The organism is Streptomyces sp. NPDC014891 (assembly GCF_043081085.1).
Classification (GTDB): domain Bacteria; phylum Actinomycetota; class Actinomycetes; order Streptomycetales; family Streptomycetaceae; genus Streptomyces.
Genome location: NZ_JBIBWF010000002.1, coordinates 817,911 through 836,460, shown reverse-complemented (window position 1 = coordinate 836,460; position 18,550 = coordinate 817,911). Strand labels below are relative to the sequence as shown.

The 18,550-nt window shown below is 74.0% G+C and carries 13 protein-coding genes and 1 other RNA gene; 10 read left to right on the top strand and 4 right to left on the bottom strand.

What is annotated here, in order from left to right; all coding sequences use genetic code 11:
* Positions 1–7: 7 nt before the first annotated feature.
* Both ACF09E_RS08295 and ACF09E_RS08290 read right to left on the bottom strand, forming a co-directional pair.
* The gene (locus tag ACF09E_RS08295) at positions 8–1,372 is read right to left on the bottom strand and encodes an ABC transporter substrate-binding protein (protein ID WP_392204402.1); all 1,365 of its coding nucleotides are present in this window, start codon (positions 1,370–1,372) and stop codon (positions 8–10) included.
* Positions 1,373–1,495: 123 nt separating this feature from the next.
* Positions 1,496–5,527, bottom strand: a complete 4,032-nt coding sequence (locus tag ACF09E_RS08290; RefSeq protein WP_392204401.1) for an FtsK/SpoIIIE domain-containing protein — start codon at positions 5,525–5,527, stop codon at positions 1,496–1,498.
* Between the two features lie 533 nt (positions 5,528–6,060).
* Here ACF09E_RS08290 and ACF09E_RS08285 point away from each other — a divergent pair.
* The 4 genes from ACF09E_RS08285 to ACF09E_RS08270 all read left to right on the top strand — a co-directional run bounded on the left by ACF09E_RS08285 (position 6,061) and on the right by ACF09E_RS08270 (position 11,442).
* The gene (locus tag ACF09E_RS08285; protein ID WP_392204400.1) at positions 6,061–7,821 is read left to right on the top strand and encodes a serine/threonine-protein kinase; all 1,761 of its coding nucleotides are present in this window, start codon (positions 6,061–6,063) and stop codon (positions 7,819–7,821) included.
* A 126-nt stretch (positions 7,822–7,947) separates the two neighbouring features.
* A complete protein-coding gene (locus ACF09E_RS08280) occupies positions 7,948–9,186 on the top strand; it encodes a protein kinase (RefSeq protein WP_361852931.1) in 1,239 nt (412 codons plus the stop codon).
* Positions 9,187–9,215: 29 nt separating this feature from the next.
* Positions 9,216–10,319, top strand: coding sequence for a peptide chain release factor 2 (gene prfB / locus ACF09E_RS08275; protein ID WP_361852934.1), 1,104 nt, complete (start codon positions 9,216–9,218; stop codon positions 10,317–10,319).
* 391 nt (positions 10,320–10,710) lie between these two features.
* Positions 10,711–11,442 carry an LPXTG cell wall anchor domain-containing protein gene (locus ACF09E_RS08270; protein WP_392204399.1) on the top strand — a complete coding sequence of 244 codons (732 nt, stop codon included), beginning with the start codon at positions 10,711–10,713 and terminating at the stop codon, positions 11,440–11,442.
* 115 nt (positions 11,443–11,557) lie between these two features.
* Here ACF09E_RS08270 and ACF09E_RS08265 read toward each other — a convergent pair whose 3' ends face one another.
* The gene (locus tag ACF09E_RS08265; protein WP_030324454.1) at positions 11,558–11,743 is read right to left on the bottom strand and encodes a hypothetical protein; all 186 of its coding nucleotides are present in this window, start codon (positions 11,741–11,743) and stop codon (positions 11,558–11,560) included.
* Between the two features lie 234 nt (positions 11,744–11,977).
* Here ACF09E_RS08265 and ftsE point away from each other — a divergent pair, with 234 nt between their 5' ends.
* The 5 genes from ftsE (at position 11,978) to ssrA (ending at position 15,947) form a co-directional block, all read left to right on the top strand.
* A complete protein-coding gene (gene ftsE / locus ACF09E_RS08260) occupies positions 11,978–12,667 on the top strand; it encodes a cell division ATP-binding protein FtsE (protein WP_030223113.1) in 690 nt (229 codons plus the stop codon).
* Positions 12,668–12,690: 23 nt separating this feature from the next.
* Entirely contained in the window at positions 12,691–13,608 is a 918-nt protein-coding gene (gene ftsX / locus ACF09E_RS08255; protein ID WP_388798211.1) for a permease-like cell division protein FtsX, read from the top strand.
* A gap of 78 nt (positions 13,609–13,686) precedes the next feature.
* Entirely contained in the window at positions 13,687–14,874 is a 1,188-nt protein-coding gene (locus tag ACF09E_RS08250; RefSeq protein WP_392204398.1) for a S41 family peptidase, read from the top strand.
* A gap of 18 nt (positions 14,875–14,892) precedes the next feature.
* Positions 14,893–15,432, top strand: coding sequence for an SsrA-binding protein SmpB (gene smpB, locus ACF09E_RS08245; protein WP_388798217.1), 540 nt, complete (start codon positions 14,893–14,895; stop codon positions 15,430–15,432).
* A 121-nt stretch (positions 15,433–15,553) separates the two neighbouring features.
* Positions 15,554–15,947: a transfer-messenger RNA gene (gene ssrA, locus ACF09E_RS08240) on the top strand.
* Between the two features lie 79 nt (positions 15,948–16,026).
* Here ssrA and ACF09E_RS08235 read toward each other — a convergent pair.
* Positions 16,027–17,316: an MFS transporter gene (locus ACF09E_RS08235; RefSeq protein WP_392204397.1), complete on the bottom strand. Its 1,290-nt coding sequence runs from the start codon at positions 17,314–17,316 to the stop codon at positions 16,027–16,029.
* 83 nt (positions 17,317–17,399) lie between these two features.
* Between ACF09E_RS08235 and ACF09E_RS08230 the strand changes: the two genes are divergently transcribed.
* Positions 17,400–18,431 (top strand): LysR family transcriptional regulator, encoded by a 1,032-nt coding sequence (locus ACF09E_RS08230; RefSeq protein WP_392204396.1) that lies wholly within the window; start codon positions 17,400–17,402, stop codon positions 18,429–18,431.
* Positions 18,432–18,550 lie beyond the last annotated feature (119 nt).

Below are 18,550 nucleotides of genomic sequence, written 5' to 3'. Positions count from 1 at the left end.
CGGGGCCTCAGCCCTTCGCCGCGGCCCGGTACGCCTTCTCCGCGTCCTTCTCCAGGCGCGCCTGCGTCCCCGCGATGTCCTTGGGGTTCTTCAGGAAGTCCTGGAGCGCCTTCCACTCGCCCTTGCCGGGCGTTCCGCCGAAGGACTGCGGCATCTGGTCCGACATGTCGAAGCGGAATTCGTCCCCGGCCCCGATCAGCGCCTCGGCGATCTCGCGCTGGACGTCGTTCGGGTACGCCGACGGGTCCAGGTTCTTGTTGGGGGAGAGGAAGCCGCCCTCGGCCGCCCAGATCCCGGCCGCGTCCGGGGAGGCGAGGAAGGCGAGCAGCGCCTTGGCGCCCTTGGTGTCCTTGAGGGCCACGGCCGCGTCGCCGGCCGTCACCACGGGAGTGGTGCCCGTGCCGACGGCGGGGAAGGGGAAGACCTTCGCGTCCGTGCCGATCTTCGCCTTCGTCTGGGCGATGTTGACGGCGGCGAAGTCGCCCTCGAAGACCATCGCCCCCTTGGGCGTGTCACCTCCGGTGAAGGTCTGGGTGACCGACACCGGGTACTCGGTCTGCAGCGCGCCGTCCGTGCCGCCCGCGAGCAGCGCCGGCTTGCCGAAGAGTTCGGCGAGGGTGGTCAGGGCCGCCGTGACGGACGGGTCGGTCCACTTGATCGTGTGCTTCGCCAGCTGGTCGTACTTGGCCGGGCCCGCCTGGGAGAGGTAGATGTTCTCGAACCAGTCGGTGAGCGTCCAGCCGTCCGCACCGCCGACGGAGACCGGGGTGACGCCGGACGCCGATATCGTCTCGGCCGTGGCGAGGAACTCCTTCCAGGTCTTCGGCTCGCTCGCGCCGGCGTTCTCGAAGACGGCGGAGTTGTACCAGACCAGGGACTTGTTCGCGGCCTTGAAGTAGACGCCGTACTGGGTCCCGTCGACCGCGCCGAGCTCCTGCCAGCCGCGCGAGTAGTTGGCGGCCAGCTGCGCCTCGGCCTCCGGGCCGACCGGCTTGAGCCACTTCTGCGCGGCGGCCTGCTGGATCGCGCCGACCTGCGGGAGCATCGCGACGTCCGGCGGCGAACCGCCCGCGATCTTCGTCCCGAGGAAGTTCACGATCGGGTCCTGGGCCGGCACGAACGTGACGGTCGCGCCGGTCCGCTTCTCGAACTCCTTCAGGACCTTGGTGAAGTTCTCCTGCTCGGGGCCCGTCCAGACGGCGGCGACCTCGATCCGCTCCCCCTTCAGGGCCTGGCCGCCGCTGGGTCCGGACGCGCCCCCGTCCTTGTCGGATCCACCACCGCCACCGCAGGCCGTGAGGGCCAGTGCGGTGATCGTCGTGAACGCCGTGAGGGTCACCGCGGTCGTGCGTGGACGAAGAGTTGTACGCATCGCTGCCCCGTCTCTCCCGTGCGCTTCGCTGTCCCGTCCGACAGGTCTACGCCCGGTCGCGGGAGCGCCGCAATACCGCCTTCGGTGTCAACAGGAGGATCGTGACGTCGTCGTGACGTCGCGTCAGCTGTGGTGTGCGGGGGTCAGCGGGGCCACGGGGGTCGCCTCGACCGAGCGGGCGGCGCGGTCGAGCGCGCTCGCGAGGAGGGCGAGGTCGGTGGGCCCGTTCCCCAGCTCGCGGACCGGGCGGCGGGTCGGCGGATCGCCCATCCGCTCCCACTCCAGCGGGACCACGGTCGGCCGGAGCGTGGCCGTCCGGGGGATGCGGCCGGTGACCCGGCCGGCCTGGAACGGCGTCACACGGCCGTCCGGATGGCCGAGGCGTCCGCGCCCGGCCGCCGGTACGTCCGGGCCCGCGGTCACCGGCGGCGCGTCGAGCACGATCCGCAGCCGGGCCCCGTGGGCCAGTTCCGTGTCGGCGGTCCGGTCGGGGCGGGCGGAGGTCGCGACGAGGTGCACGCCGAGCCGCTCCCCGTTCCGCGCGACGGCCTCCAGGGCGCGCACGACGGACCCGGCGGCGGGTCGCCCGGAGGCGCCGAGTGCCGGGGCGACGAGCGCGTCGAAGTCGTCGACGAGCACGATCAGGCGGGGGAGCTGGGCGGCGCCGCCCTGGGCGCGCGGGGCTTCCTGCTCACCGCCGGCGGGCCGCGGGATCCGGCCGGCCGCCTCCTCGGTGGCGGGCCGGGGCACGCGGCCGCTGCCGAGGCCGACGACGTCCTCCGCACCGCCGCGGGACACGCGTCCGCTCGGCCGGTCCGCGAGGTCGCCGTCCCCGGTGCGCGGGGTGCGGCCGCCGGAGAGGTCCTCGTGGTGCCGGCGCGGCAGCCGTCCGCTGGGCGTGTCGGTCAGGAAGGCGTCGTTCGCGGGCCGGGTCCGGGCGCTGGGCCGCTCGTCGAGCGAACCGTCGCCGTCCCCGGTGCGCAGGGTGCGGCTGCTGGGACGCCCGGCGGGGTCGTCGGCCCCGGGGTACGCGACCCTGCCGCTCGGCCGCCCGCCGAGCTCCTCGGCCCCCGGGTACGGGCTCCGCCCACTGGGGCGGCTCTCCACGTCGCCGGGGTAGGCGGTCCGTCCGCTCGCCCGGCTGTCCACGTCGTCCGGGTACGGGCTCCGCGTGCTGGGGCGGCTGTCCACGTCGCCGGGGTACGGGCTCCGCGCGCTGGGGCGGCTGTCCACGTCGCCGGGGTACGGGCTCCGCGCGCTGGGGCGGCTGTCCACGTCGCCCGGATACGCGGCTCGTCCGCTGGGTCGGCTGTCCACGTCGCCGGGGTACGGGCTCCGCGCGCTGGACCGGCTGTCCACGTCGCCCGGGTACGCGGTCCGCGTGCTCGGGCGGCCGCCCGGCTCGCCCGTGTAGGTGATGCGGCCGCTGGGGCGTCCGCCGCGTTCGTCCGCGGCGGGGTACGGGCCGTCCGCGCGGCCGCTCCGGCTGCTCGGGAGGGAGCCGATCGCGCCGTCGCCCGTGCGCAGGGTCCGGCCGCTCCGCTCCGCGAGCTCGCCGGAGTCCTGGAGCCGGACGGTCGCGCGGGCACCCTGGGGCACGGACTCCGCCGCGCTCGGGGAGCGCTGGCCGATCAGCCGCTCGGCGGCGGTCGCCGCCGCGCCGGTCCGCGCGCCCCGGCGGTCGGCGAAGTGCCCGTCGCCCAGCAGTTCCGCCCGGCGCTTCAGCTCCGCGCCCAGCGCCTGGGCGAACGCGCGCATCCGCACCGGATCCGAGGCGACCAGGTGCTCGGTGACGTGCGGCAGCTCCGTGCAGGCCGCGAGGCCTTCGCCGCGCTCACCGCCCGCCCCGTCCACCAGGAGCAGGCCGAGCCGGTCGGGGCGGCCGCCGGCCGCGAGCGAGGCGGCGATCGACCGGAGCAGTTCCGTCCGCCCGCTTCCCGCGGGGCCCTCGATCAGCAGGTGCGGCCCCTCGCGGGTGAGGTCCACGGCCAGCGGGCCCCGCGGCCCCGCGCCCAGGACGGCGGTGCCGTCCCCGGCGGAGGCCCAGCGGGCCATCAGCGAGGCGGGCGTGGCGCGGGCGAGACCGAGCTCGTCGAGGAGGCGGGACGACGGGGGCAGCGCGGAGGCCCGCGCGCCCGGAGCCGCCGTCGTGTCCGTGCGCAGCGGGGCGAGGGCGCGGCCGAACCGCTCGGCCCAGGCGACGGAGACCGCGTCGACCACGCCGACCGTGCCGTGGCCGGCGACCCGGCCGCCGGCGGTCCTGAGCAGCCGGAGGGCGGTGGCCACGTCCCCGCTGAGGAGCGCGGCGGCGCCGCACTCGCGGAACGCGAGGGACGCGGCGCAGGCCGTCTCGTAGGTCGCGGCCACCGGGGAGACCGGGGAGGCCGAGGGCGCCTCGGCGAGGCACAGCAGATGGATGCCGGCCGCGGCTCCGGCCCCTGCCAGCCGCGCCACCGTCTCGCGCAGGGCGGCCGACCCCGGGTCGCCGTCGACGACCACGACGGTCACCGGACCCTCGTATCCGGCCGCCGCCTCGGCGACGGCCGCGCGGTCGGCGCTGGGCCAGCCGGGCCCCAGCGGGCCGTCGTCGAGCCGCCGGGTCAGCTCCGCCGTACGGGCCTGGGCCTGCTCGCGGTCGTACGCCAGGAGCAGCCGGCAGTCCTGGCCGTGGGCCGGTCGGAGGTGCGGGAGCCAGCCGAGCCAGCCCCAGGAGCGGCGCCGCTCGTCGAGGAGCCGGTTGCGGTCGGCGCTGATGAGCACGATCTCCAGGTCGGAGGGGGAGTGCAGGGCGGCGAGCTGGGCGACGACCGAGCGGGCGAGACCGGCGAGCCGGTCGGCCGGCCCGGCGAGGCCCAGCGAACCGGCCTCCCGCAGGCCCACGGTGACCGGGACCCCGGAGAGGTCGGCACGGTCCGTGGTGCCGAGCCGGACCACCAGGGACTCGGGATGGTCCTGGCCGCGCTCCCAGAGCCGGGGGCCGGGGCCGAGGGCGGTGAGCAGGACGGTGGCCGGATCGGGCCAGGTGTCGGCCCGGGGCACGGGTGCGGGGGAGCCGTCGCGGGCGGGCGAGCCGGTCCGGGCGCCCGTGCGGCCGTCCGGTGCCGTGCGGGGGCCGCCGGCGGGCGCCGGGAGCTCCTCGCGTCCGCCGGCCAGGCGCCGGGCCCAGGCGCCGAGGCCCCGCTTGCCGCCGCCCGCGCGGGGGGCCGGGGGAGCATCGGCGGGGGCCTGCCGGGTCCTGCTGTGGGCCGCGCCGGTGTCGGCTCCGTCGCCGCCGGGGTGGTCGCCGGCCCGGGCGTGGCCGGTGCCGGGGGAGTCGGTGCCGTACGCGCCGCCCGGGCCGTACGGGTCGTGGTGCGGGCCGTCGGTGATCCCGTCGAGCGGGACGCCGCGCCCCCCGCCGTGGGTGGTGTCGTCGGCCGGGCCGCCGGCCGGTGGACGGGGCACGCCCGCGGGGGAGGGCCGGTCGCCCGGCTCCGCCGGGGCCGGACCGCGGTCCCCGGGCGGTGCGACGCGCAGATGGCCCTCGCCGTCCGGGGCGGTCGCCCGGGCCTCCGTGCCGCGGAGGTCGTCGCCGGGGCCGGTCAGCCGGAGGGCCGACTCGCCGAGGCGCAGCAGCGCGCCCGGCCGGAAGGCGACCGGGCGGTCGCCGACGGGGGCGCCGTCGAGGCTGGTGCCGTTCGTCGAGCCGTGGTCGGCGACGGTCACGCGGCCGTCCTCGCCGACGGTCACGGTGCAGTGCGCGCGGGAGACGTCCGGGTCGTCCAGCGGGACGTCGGCGTCCACGGAACGGCCGATTCTGATCGCTCCGCCGTGCAGCAGGTGCACCCCGCCCGCGTCCGGGCCCGCGACCACGTGCAGCCGTGCCGCGGCGCCCTCGCCGACGCGGTCGTCGGGGCCGGGGACCTGGAGGGAGAGGACCGCGCCGTCGACCAGCGGGGGTTCGCCGAGCACGCAGCGGCGTCCGTCGAGCCGCTCCGTGCCCGCGTAGAGCACGGTGGTGCCCGAGGCGGAGGTGTCGGGGCCGGTGACGGCGGCGGCGAGGTTCGAGGCCACGGCGGCCAGCGCCGTGCCGGCGGGGGCCGTGACGAGCACGTCGCAGGTACGTCCGGCGCCGTGGCCGGCGTACGGCGCGAGGACGGTCAGCCGGATCTGCATCGCCGTCAGCGGTCCCTTCTGCGTGCCGCCCGGCAGGGGGACCGCCCTGTGACTCCCCCCACCCGGCACGGACGCGTCGCCCGGTACAGGTCGGCACGGCGCGGGGGCTCCGACCCCACCGATGCGACGTGCTGGAGGCATCCTCGCACCTGCCACCGACAACCCGCCCCCGGGTCGGCCGGAAGTGATCTTGAATGGTCGGCTGTGGACGCAAAAGTGCCTGGTTGAGCATGCCTTCGGAACATGCCCGGCAACCGTCCTGCCCGCGGAAGCGTCTTCTTTCGGACAGACCGGACCCGTCAGAACCCGGACGGGCCCGGTCCGGCGAAGGAACGTGTCGGCACCGGCGCCGCCGCGGACCGGTCCGCCCCCGGTGGCGGGCCGCGGCGCGACGGCATCGGAACCGGCCTGTGGACGACCGGCCTCTAGCCCGTTCGGCGGCACTAAAGTGGGTCGGACACCCGGACGGGTCACAACACACGACAGGGACCCCGGGAACACCACCGGACCACGATCAGCAGGGAGCGCGTGACGTGCGGCCTATCGGCAGCAAGTACCTGCTCGAGGAGCCGCTCGGCCGCGGCGCCACGGGCACCGTCTGGCGAGCCCGCCAGCGGGAGACGGCGGGCGCCGAGGCGGCCGTGCCCGGCCAGCCCGGCGAGACCGTCGCGATCAAGGTCCTCAAGGAGGAGCTGGCCAACGACGCGGACATCGTGATGCGCTTCCTGCGCGAGCGGTCCGTGCTGCTCCGGCTCACCCACCCCAACATCGTGCGCACCCGCGACCTGGTCGTCGAGGGCGATGTCCTCGCGCTCGTCATGGACCTCGTCGAGGGCCCCGACCTGCACCGGTACATCCGGGACAGCGGCCCGCTCACCCCGGTCGCCGCGGCCCTCCTGACCGCCCAGATCGCCGACGCGCTCGCCGCCAGCCACGCCGACGGGGTCGTCCACCGCGACCTGAAGCCGGCCAACGTGCTGCTCGCCGAGCAGGGCGGCCAGATGCACCCGATGCTCACCGACTTCGGCATCGCGCGCCTCGCGGACTCCCCCGGCCTGACCCGGACCCACGAGTTCGTCGGCACGCCCGCGTACGTGGCGCCGGAGTCCGCCGAGGGCCGTCCGCAGACCTCCGCCGTCGACATCTACGGCGCCGGCATCCTGCTCTACGAGCTGGTCACCGGCCGGCCTCCGTTCGCCGGCGGCACCGCCCTGGAGGTCCTGCACCGGCACCTGAGCGAGGAGCCCCGCCGGCCCTCGACCGTGCCCGGACCCCTGTGGACGGTCATCGAGCGCTGCCTCAGCAAGGACCCCGAGCGGCGGCCGAGCGCGGTGAACCTCGCGCGCGGTCTGCGCGCGGTCGCCGCCGGCATCGGCGTGCACTCCACGCCCGCCCAGATCGAGGCCGCCGAGGGCGTCGGCGCGCTCCTCGCCCCGGACCCGGACCCCGCGCCCGTCCCGGAGACCCCCGGGACCGGGGCCGCCGACCCCACCCAGGTGCTGCCCAGCGGTGCTGGGACCCCGCCGCGGTACGACCCCGCCGGCGCGACCAGCGTGCTGCCGACCAGCGGCGCGCCGGGCGCCGCCGATCCGACGGCCGTGATGCCCCCCGTACCGCCGCAGCCGCCGCAGTCCGGGCAGGCCGCTCAGTCGGAGGAGCCGCACCCCTGGCAGAGCCAGCTCCGCGCGGCCCGCGACCGCAACGAGCAGACCCAGGTCCAGTACCTGGACCCGAGCCAGGACCCGCTGCGCCGCCGCCCGCAGCGGCAGCAGCCCCCGCAGGACCAGCGGCCCGGCCAGTACGGGCAGCAGGGCGGTCAGCAGGGCCAGTACGGGCAGCAGCCGCCGCAGCCGTACCAGCAGCGCCCGGCGCAGCAGCGGCCCCAGCAGCCCTACCCGCCGCAGCACCAGCAGCAGCACCAGCCGCAGCAGTACGCGCCGCCGCCGGCCCCCCAGCAGTACGCGCAGCCCCAGCAGCAGTACACCCCGCCGCAGCCGCCGCCCCAGGCCCCGGCGCCGGCCCGGCGCGAGCCGCGTCCGCCGCGTCAGCGCAGCGCCAACCCGGTGCGGATCCCCGGCCTCGGCTGCCTCAAGGGCTGCCTGGTCATGATCGTGCTGTTCGTGGTCGCCGGCTGGCTGGTCTGGGAGCTGACCCCGCTCCAGGACTGGATCGCCGAGGGCAAGAGCTACTGGGAGGCCATCGGCGACGGCATCTCCAAGGTGACCGACTGGGTCTCCTCGATCGGGGAGACCACCGGCTCCACCGGTGCTACCGGCGGTACGGCGGGGCAGTGACCCCGTAGGACCACGCAATACTGCCGATTTATCGACTTCCGAGGGGTGATTTCCCCTCGGAAGTGACGTCCGGCGGCTGCGGACGCGTAACTTTGCACGCGAACCGCAGCCGCTGAGGGAGCAGTCTTGGCACGGAACATCGGCAGCCGCTACACCACCCACCAGATCCTGGGGCGGGGCAGTGCAGGAACGGTGTGGCTCGGCGAGGGGCCCGAGGGTCCCGTCGCCGTCAAACTGCTGCGCGAGGACCTGGCCTCCGACCAGGAGCTCGTCGGCCGCTTCGTCCAGGAGCGGACCGCCCTGCTCGGCCTCGACCACCCCCGCGTGGTGAAGGTCCGCGACCTCGTCGTCGACGGCAACGACCTGGCCCTCGTCATGGACCTCGTCCGCGGCACCGACCTGCGCACCCGCCTCGACCGGGAACGCAGGCTCGCCCCCGAGGCCGCCGTCGCGATCGTCGCGGACGTCGCCGACGCCCTCGCGGCCGCGCACGCCGCCGGAGTCGTCCACCGGGACGTGAAGCCGGAGAACATCCTGCTCGACATGGAGGGGCCGCTCGGACCCGGCGGAGCGCACCCGGCCCTCCTCACCGACTTCGGCGTCGCCAAGCTGATCGACACCCCCGGCCGCACCAAGGCCACCCGGATCATCGGCACTCCCGACTACCTGGCCCCCGAGATCGTCGAGGGCCTCCCGCCCCGCGCGGCCGTCGACATCTACGCCCTCGCGACCGTCCTGTACGAGCTGCTCGCCGGCTTCACCCCCTTCGGCGGCGGCCACCCCGGCGCCGTGCTGCGCCGCCACGTCACCGAGACCGTCGTCCCGCTGCCCGGCATCCCCGAGGAGCTGTGGCAGCTGGTCGTGCAGTGCCTGGCGAAGGCTCCGGCCTCGCGGCTGCGCGCCTCCGAGCTCGCCGCCCGCCTCAAGGACGTCCTCCCGCTGCTCAAGGGCATCCCGCCGCTCGACGTGGACGAGCCGGACGCCGAGCCGGCCCCGGAGGCGTACGAGGAGGACGCGTACGCGACCGGCACCGGCGCGGGCGAGCCGGGCCCCCGCAGGGCCGCCGTCCCGCTCGTGCCCGGCGCCTCCGCCGACTCCAACCGCGACACCCACACCTCCATGCGGGTCCCGGCCCCCGACGAGCTCTCCGGCGGCCCCCTGGGCACCGCGCGCGCCCCGCGCTCCGCGGGGGCCCGCAGACCCGGCTCGGCCCGCCACAAGGCCGGGGCGGTCCGCAAGCGGCGGATCACCCTCGGGATCGCGGCCGTCGTGGTCGTCGGCGCCCTCGGCGCGGGCGGCTATCTGGCGCTCTCCGGGGACGCGGACGCCCCGCCGCAGGACTCCAAGCAGTCCTCACTGCCGTAGCAGCGGCGGCGAGCCGTTACGCTGGACGCGTGGCAGTCGTCGATGTATCCGAAGAGCTGAAGTCCCTCTCCTCGACCATGGGGTCGATCGAGGCCGTCCTGGACCTCGAGAAGCTGAGGGCCGACATCGCCGTGCTCGAAGAGCAGGCCGCGGCCCCGTCCCTGTGGGACGACCCGGAGGCGGCGCAGAAGATCACGAGCAAGCTTTCGCACCTCCAGGCCGAGGTCCGCAAGGCCGAGACCCTGCGCGGGCGCATCGACGACCTCGGGGTGCTCTTCGAGCTCGCCGAGGAGATGGACGACCCGGACACCCTCGCCGAGGCCGAGGCGGAGCTCACCTCCGTCCGCAAGGCCCTCGACGAGATGGAGGTCCGCACCCTCCTCTCCGGCGAGTACGACGAGCGCGAGGCCCTGGTCAACATCCGCGCCGAGGCCGGCGGCGTCGACGCCTCCGACTTCGCCGAGCGGCTCCAGCGCATGTACCTGCGCTGGGCGGAGCGCCACGGCTACTCGACCGAGGTCTACGAGACCTCGTACGCGGAGGAGGCCGGCATCAAGTCGACCACCTTCGTGGTGAAGGCGCCGTACGCCTACGGCACGCTCTCGGTCGAGCAGGGCACCCACCGCCTGGTCCGCATCTCGCCCTTCGACAACCAGGGGCGTCGCCAGACCTCCTTCGCCGGCGTCGAGATCCTGCCGGTCGTCGAGTCCTCGGACCACGTCGAGATCGACGAGTCCGAGCTGCGCGTCGACGTCTACCGCGCGTCGGGCCCCGGCGGCCAGGGCGTCAACACCACCGACTCGGCCGTGCGCATCACGCACATCCCGACCGGCATCGTCGTCTCCTGCCAGAACGAGCGCTCGCAGATCCAGAACAAGGCGAGCGCCATGAACGTCCTCCAGGCCAAGCTCCTCGAGCGCCAGCGCCAGGAGGAGCGGGCCAAGATGGACGCGCTGAAGGACAGTGGCAGCTCCTGGGGCAACCAGATGCGCTCCTACGTCCTGCACCCGTACCAGATGGTCAAGGACCTGCGGACGGAGTTCGAGGTCGGCAACCCGCAGTCCGTCCTGGACGGCGAGATCGACGGCTTCCTCGAGGCCGGCATCCGCTGGCGCAAGCAGCAGGAGAAGTAACCCCGGAATCCGGCGCGTTCGGGCCCCGCACCCTGTGGTGCGGGGCCCGTCGCCGTTCTCCGCGGTGGCCTCCGTCCGGCCAGCGGATTCGCTGACGCAAGCGGAAACGACGTGGTCGGGGAGCTTTGTCGACAAGGGAACTGGCGGCGTGGAGCCCGGAGTTCTGGGTTTACGTCACAGTTGCATCGCCGTATGTGGGACACGTAGTGATCTTTCGGGCATCGCACGCGCAACGACCTTGACGCTGCATCGGAAACTCGGAAGGGTGACGTACTGGCATGCGCATTTCCGGGGCGCGTGCGAACGGGGGCCGGCCCAGCAGGGAGCCGCCTCTGTCGCGTGCCCCGAGCGCTGCCCCATGACGAGATGAGCTACTGGGGGTAGCAACCAGATGACCAAGCAGATGCGAGTCCGTATCGCGCGCATAGCCGCGGGTGCGGTGATCGCGGCCGGTGCGTCGCTGACGGCGGCCGGTGCGGCGCAGGCCGTGGACATGTTCGGTGACACCCCGGACCCGACGCCCACGTGCATCCCGGGAACCGCCGGATGCGAGGAGACGCCGCCGGTCGAGACCCCGCCGGTCGAGACCCCGCCGGTGACCACCCCGCCGGTGACCACGCCGCCGGTGACCACGCCGCCGGTGACCACGCCGCCGGTGACGACGCCGCCCGTGACCACCCCGCCGGTGACCACGCCGCCGGTGACCACCCCGCCCGTGACCACCCCGCCGGTCGAGACCACGCCGCCGGGGGAGGAGACCACGCCTCCCACGGGTGAGACCACGGCTCCGGGCCCGGTCGAGACGACCGGCCCGACCACCGGCGGCTCGGACAACGGCACCGGCGGCACCGGCGGCGGTGACGACACCACCGACAACGGTGACGCCGGCACCTGCACCGTCGACCTCGACGGCGCCGAGTGCGTGGACACCGGCAACAGCAACACCGACACCAACAACGCCGGCTCGCAGCCCGTGCAGCAGGGTCAGGCGAAGGAGGAGCTCGCCGAGACCGGTGCGGCCGAGACCTCGTTCCTGATCATCGGCGCCGCGACCATGATCGCCGGCGGCATCGGCTTCCGCATGCTGCCGCGTCTCGTCTCGGGCGGCAACGCCGCCGTCTGATCCGGGCGAGGGCGTGGATCCGTCCGTGTGACGGGCAGGACATGAGAGAGGGCCGGGGAGACGCTCCCCGGCCCTTTCCCGCGCTTCCGGCTCGTGTGGACGCCGTGCGGTCCCGTCAGACCGTACGGACCGCCGCGAGCAGGGCGATCGCGGCCAGCAGGGCGATCGCGAGCGTCAGCAGCATCGCGGGCGAGAGACCACCCTGGGGGGTCAGTCGCTCGCGGTTCGCGCGGCAGACGGGGCAGCGGCCCTCGGCGACCGGGGCCGCGCAGTTGGCGCACACCAGTCGGTCGTAGGTCATGCGCTCTCCTCCTCCCGCACCGGGTATCACACAGGACAACGTCCGGAGGGGTCCGGACGTTCCCCCTACCACTCTGCCAGCTCGACGGCGTTTCGGCGCGCCCCGCCGGGTCGCGACCGTTCCGTCCGCAAGGGCGAAAAGGATAAACAGCGCAAGCCGGAACCGCGACTGCGCGGGTCTTCCCCGGTCGCGTAAGGTCACGCTCACCTACTCCCGGCCGACCGTGGTGCATCCGTGATCCGATTCGACAACGTCTCCAAGTCCTATCCGAAGCAGAACCGCCCCGCGCTCCGGGATGTATCCCTGGAGATCGAGAAGGGGGAGTTCGTCTTCCTCGTCGGTTCGTCCGGCTCCGGAAAGTCGACCTTCCTGCGGCTGCTCCTGCGTGAGGAGCGCGCCAGCCAAGGCCAGGTGCACGTCCTCGGCAAGGACCTCGCCCGGCTCTCCAACTGGAAGGTGCCGCACATGCGGCGCCAGCTCGGCACCGTCTTCCAGGACTTCCGCCTCCTCCCCAACAAGACCGTCGCCGAGAACGTGGCCTTCGCGCAGGAGGTCATCGGCAAGCCGCGCGGCGAGATCCGCAAGGCCGTGCCGCAGGTGCTCGACCTGGTCGGGCTCGGCGGCAAGGAGGACCGGATGCCGGGCGAGCTCTCCGGCGGTGAGCAGCAGCGCGTCGCCATCGCCCGGGCCTTCGTCAACCGCCCGATGCTGCTGATCGCCGACGAGCCCACCGGCAACCTCGACCCGCAGACCTCGGTCGGCATCATGAAGCTGCTCGACCGCATCAACAGGACAGGGACCACCGTCGTCATGGCGACCCACGACCAGAACATCGTCGACCAGATGCGCAAGCGCGTCATCGAGCTGGAGAAGGGCCGTCTCGTCCGCGACCAGGCCCGCGGCGTCTACGGTTACCAGCACTGAGCAGGTAGGGGACTCAACACACCATGCGCGCTCAGTTCGTTCTCTCCGAGATCGGTGTCGGTCTCCGGCGCAACCTCACGATGACGTTCGCCGTCATCGTCTCCGTGGCCCTCTCACTCGCCCTGTTCGGCGGTGCGCTGCTCATGCGCGAGCAGGTCAGCACGATGAAGGACTACTGGTACGACAAGGTCAACGTCTCGATCTTCCTCTGCAACAAGGCCGACGCGGCCTCGGCGGCCAAGTGCGCCAAGGGCGCGGTCACCGCGCAGCAGAAGGAGCAGATCGAGGCCGACCTCGAGGACATGCCCATCGTCGAGACCGTCCTGCACGAGACGGCCGACGAGGCGTTCAAGCACTACAAGGAGCAGTACGGCGACACCGCCATCGCCTCCGTCGTGACGCCGGACCAGATGCAGGAGTCGTTCCGCGTCAAGCTCAAGGACCCGGAGAAGTACAAGGTGGTCGCCACCGCCTTCGCCGGCCGTGACGGCGTCGAGTCGGTGCAGGACCAGCGGAACATCCTGCAGAACCTGTTCGACCTGATGAACGGCATGAACATCGCGGCCCTCGGCGTCATGGGGCTGATGCTGGTCATCGCGCTCATGCTGATCGTCAACACGGTCCGCGTCTCGGCCTTCAGCCGCCGCCGGGAGACCGGGATCATGCGGCTCGTCGGCGCGTCCAGCTTCTACATCCAGATGCCGTTCATCATGGAGGCGGCATTCGCCGGACTCCTGGGCGGCGCGGTCGCCTGCGTGCTGCTGCTCGTGGGCCGGTACTTCCTCATCGACCACGGCATCGCGCTCGCCGAGAAGATGCAGCTGGTCAACTTCATCGGCTGGGACGCCGTCCTCGCCAAGCTGCCGCTCGTCATCGCGATCGGGCTCCTGATGCCCGCTATTGCGGCTTTCATCGCGCTGCGCAAGTACCTGAAGGTGTGAGAAGAGACCACTGACGGTGAACGGCGTCGTACGGGCAAAGCCCGTGCGGCGCCGTCGCCTTGTCCTAGAGTGGGCGGCATGCCGGCCGGCACCGACCATCTCTGTATCCGGCCCCGCGGAGTGCTCCGTGGGGCCGTTCTGACGTTCGTCTTCACCGGGGTCCTCGCGACCGCCGCCGCCACCGGCTCGCTGCCCCGGCAGGACCCGGGGGCCGGCGCCGCGGGGGCGACCCTGCGCGCGGGGAAGGCGTCCCAGGGCTCCGGGACGGTCGACAGCGCCGCCCTGAACCGGGCCGCCGCCGACGCCATGGCGGACGGCAAGTCCGGCAAGCAGGCGGCCGAGGAGTTCGTCAGCCGCAGCGGGGACCGCTGGGGCGCCGTCTACGACAAGCGGGAGTACGCCGAGTTCGAGCAGGCGCTCGACGGCGCCTACACCGGTGTGGGGCTCTCCGCCGGCCGGGCCGCCGAGGGCGGGATCCGGGTCACCCGGGTGCAGCGCGGCGGCCCCGCCGAGCGGGCCGGACTCCGCGTCGACGACCGGCTCGTCGCCGTCGACGGACGCCCGGTCGAGGGGCTCCCGGTCTCCGAGGTCGTCGCCCTCCTGCGCGGCGACGGCGTACCCGGCTCCGCGGTCGCCCTGCGCGTCGAGCGCGGCCGCGCCGCCTGGACCCCGACCCTGCACCGGGCCAGGCTCGCCACCGACCCGGTCACCGTCCGCCGCCTCGACGACAAGACCCTGATGATCCGCGTCGCCGCCTTCACCAAGGGCGCGGGCGCCCGCGTGCGGGACGCGGTGCGCGCCGCCCCGGCCGGCGCCGGGGTCCTGCTGGACCTGCGGGGCAACGCCGGCGGCCTGGTCTCCGAGGCCGCCGTGGCCGCCTCCGCCTTCCTCGACGGCGGTCTGGTCGCCACGTACGACGTGCGGGGCGAGCAGCGCGCCGTGTACGCGGAGGGCGGCGGCGACACCGGCCGGCCCCTGGTGGCGCTGATCGACGGCGGCACGATGAGCGCGGCCGAGCTGCTCACCGGGGCCCTCCAGGACCGGGGCCGGGCCGTCACCGTCGGCTCCCGCACCTTCGGCAAGGGCTCGGTCCAGATGCCGAGCGCCCTGCCGGACGGCTCCGTGGCCGAGCTGACCGTCGGCCACTACCGCACGCCGGCCGGGCACGCGGTGGACGGCCGGGGCATCACCCCCGACCTGACCGCCGGCGAAAGCGCGGAGGAACGGGCCAGGACGGTATTGAGTGGCCTCGGAGGGGGCTCGTAGTGCGAAAATGACCGCACTATGGCAAAGGGACTCGTGAACGTGCAGGGCAAGCCTGCGAAGAAGAACCAGGACAAGGCGCCCGAGCGCAAGATCATCGCGCAGAACAAGAAGGCGCGCCACGACTACCACATCGTCGACACCTACGAGTGCGGTCTGGTGCTCATGGGCACCGAGGTGAAGTCGCTGCGGATGGGCCGGGCCTCGCTGGTCGACGGCTTCGTGCAGATCGACCGCCACGAGGCGTGGCTGCACAACATCCATGTGCCCGAGTACATGCAGGGCAGCTGGACCAACCACTCGGCGAAGCGGAAGCGCAAGCTGCTGCTGCACCGGGCGGAGATCGACAAGCTGGAGTCGAAGGCGCAGGAGACGGGTCACACGATCGTGCCCCTCGCGCTGTACTTCCTGAACGGCCGGGTCAAGGTCGAGATCGCGCTCGCCAAGGGCAAGAAGGAGTACGACAAGCGCCAGACCCTGCGGGAGAAGCAGGACACCCGCGAGACGAACCGGGCCATCGCGGCGGCCAAGCGCAAGCAGCGGGCGGCGCAGGTCGCGTAGCCCCGTGCCGCCGCCCGGCGGCCCGGCGCGGCAGCGGGTAATACGCTGGCGACAGCGCCCGTCGGTCACGTACGATGGGCCGTGCCCACCCCGCAAGGGGTGTGCTTTGAAAAATCAACATGGGGATGATCGGTTTCGACAGCGGATACCGATGCAGGGGAAGCGTGTCGAGGAAGCGGCAATGATCTCGTTAACCATATGTCGCAACCAATAATCGCCAACTCCAAGAGCGATAACTCCCGCTTCGCCCTCGCTGCCTAATTCTTAGGTAACGACAAGAAGCCTCTGTGAGGAGCGTCAGCCCGGGGGTGGTCCCGACCCGGATCCTGGCGTCATCAAGGGATCTAAACCTCCTGCCCCGGTCACGGGGGCAGGGGGGAAATCAAACAGTGACTGAGCCCGTCGGAGACTTGTCCGCGTGATCTCCGGGGCTGAGAAACTCGTAGCGGACTGCGCACGGAGAAGCCCTGTTTCCGTACCGTTGGACGCGGGTTCGATTCCCGCCATCTCCACCGAGCGTCCAGGAGGCCCGCCTCCCGGACACCTCATCCCATGTGGGCGAAGGCCCGGCAGTCACCGACTGCCGGGCCTTCGTCATGTCCGGGCGCCCGCCCGCGCCACCGCGCAGACGGCCAGAGCGAGGGCGGCCGCCGCGGCCGGGACGAGGAAGCCGAAGGCGGCGAAGGGGGCGTGGTCGGCGGCCCAGCCACCGGTCGCGGAACCGGCCGCGATGCCGCCGAGGAGGGCGGTCACGGCCAGCGTCATGCCCTCGTTGAGCTGCGACACCGGAGTGAGGCGCTGCACCAGGCCCATGCCCGTCACCATCGTCGGGGCCGTCGCCATGCCCGCGAGGAGCAGCCCGGCGGCGAGCGCGGCCGTCGACCCGGTGGAGGCCGCGAGCAGCGGCATCGTCATCAGGGCGGCCATCGCGGCCAGGCAGGTGCGGAGCCGGGCCGTGCGGCGGGCGCGGCCGTAGAGGAGGCCTGCCGCGCAGGAGCCCGCGGCCTGGAGGGCCAGCACCGGGCCGGCGACGGGCCCGTCCACGAACGCCACGGTCACCACCTCCATGGAGCCGAAGACCGCCCCGGTGGCCAGGAAGACCGCCAGGAGCGGCGCCATGCCGGGGGCGCGCAGCGGGGAGCCCGCCGCCGTGCGGGGGGAGACCGGCGGCTCGGTGGAGCGCTGCGCCGCGAAGATCAGGATGCCGGTGAGGAACAGGGTCGCGCCGACGAGGGTGCCGGCCTCGGGGAAGAGCGTCGAGCAGAGCAGCGCGGCGACGACCGGGCCGAGCATGAAGCAGAGTTCGTCGGTGGCCTGTTCGAAGGCGTTGGCGGTGTGCAGGGCGTCCGGGTCGCCCTTGAGGAGGTGGGCCCAGCGGGCCCGGGACATGCCGCCCGTGTTGGGGGCGGTGGCGGTGAGCGCCGTGACGGCGAACAGCGCCCAGGCGGGGGCCTTCTCGTGGACGCAGAGCAGCAGGACCAGATGGCCCAGGACCGCGTGGACGGTGGCGGGGACCGCGATCCGCGCCTGGCCGTACCGGTCGACGAGCCGGGCGATCCAGGGGGCGGTGACGGCCCCGGCGGCCATTCCGGTGGCGATCACGCCGCCCGCCAGCGCGTAGGAGCCGTACGCCGCCGCGATCATGATCACGGCGCTGACGCCGAACATGCCCATGGGCAGCCGTGCGATCAGGTTGCCGGCGGCGAAGGCGCGGGTTCCGGGGAGGTCGAAGAGGCGGAGGTAGGGGTTGCGGGCGGCGGTGCGGCGGCGGCCGCGCGGGTCGGGGCGGGGAGCCGGGTCGTGGCACGCGGGGCCGGTGTGGTCGCGGTGACGGGGGGCGAGGCCCGGGCCCGCCGGGGTGAGGAGGAGGTCCGGTTGAGGCATGGACCAAGGCTCGCCGCAGGGGGGCGAGCGGGTCCAACACCTGTTCGGTGGCCATTCACGCGCCTGTGTTGTTGAATGCGGCGATGTCCTCCCCGGTACCCTCCCCCCGGCCGCCGTCCGCCGCACCGCGCGACCTCGACCCCCGGCTCCTGCGCGCCTTCACCGCCGTCGCCGAGGAACTGCACTTCACCCGCGCCGCCGCCCGTCTCTACCTCGCCCAGCAGGCCCTCAGCCGCGACATCCGGCGCCTGGAGCGCGAGACCGGCACCGAGCTCTTCGTACGGACCACCCGGCAGGTGTCCCTCACCCCGGACGGCGAGCGCCTCCTCCCGTACGCGCTCCGGGTGCTGGCCGCCCACGACGAGCTGACCGAGGCCTTCCGGGCCACGCCCCGGCCCCTCCTCGTCGACCTCAACAGCCCCGGCCTCGCCCCCGAGGAGGTGCTGCGCCGGGCCCGCGAACTCGCCCCGGACCAGGAGCTGATGGCCCGCTACGAGAGCGGACTCACCGGCGCCGTACGGGAGATGCTCGCCGGACGGATCGACACCTCCTTCGGCCGGTACGGCGGACTGGACGCCGGGACGCGGGCGCGACTCGACTCCCAGTTCGTGCGGTACGAGCGGATGGCCGTCATCCTCCCCGACGACCACCCGCTCGCCGCCCTGTCCGAGGTGCCGCTCGCCGCCCTCGCCGGGGAACGGATCTACGCGGGCGCGGGGAACGACCGGACACGCGAGTGGACCGACCTCGCCGCCCGCCTCTTCGCCGGCCGCGGCATCGAGATCTCCCCGCCCGCGCCGCTCGCCGTGGGCCAGGAGGAGTTCCGCCGCATCATGGCCAAGCACCGCCACCCGGTCCTCGCCGTCGTCGACTTCCCGCCCATGCCGGGCTCCGTGCTGCGGCCGCTCGTCGACCCCGTACCCCTCTCACCGGTGAGCCTGGTGTGGCGCAAGGGGCTGCGCCACCCCGGGCTGGACGCCCTGCGGACCGCGGCCGCCGAGATCGGCGCCCGCGAGGGCTGGCACCACCGCCCCGCCGGATCCTGGCTGCCGGAGGACGAGCCCGGACTGCCGGCGGCGCCCGGGGCGCTCACACGGCCCGCGCACGCCGGGTGAGAGCAAGGTTCCGCCGACGTCACCTCCGGGCACCGGGCCGAAACGCGCCCTCCCTAGGGTCGGGGGACGGATGGACCGGGGCAGTGGACGTCCCCGGACCCGACACCCGCGGAGGTACG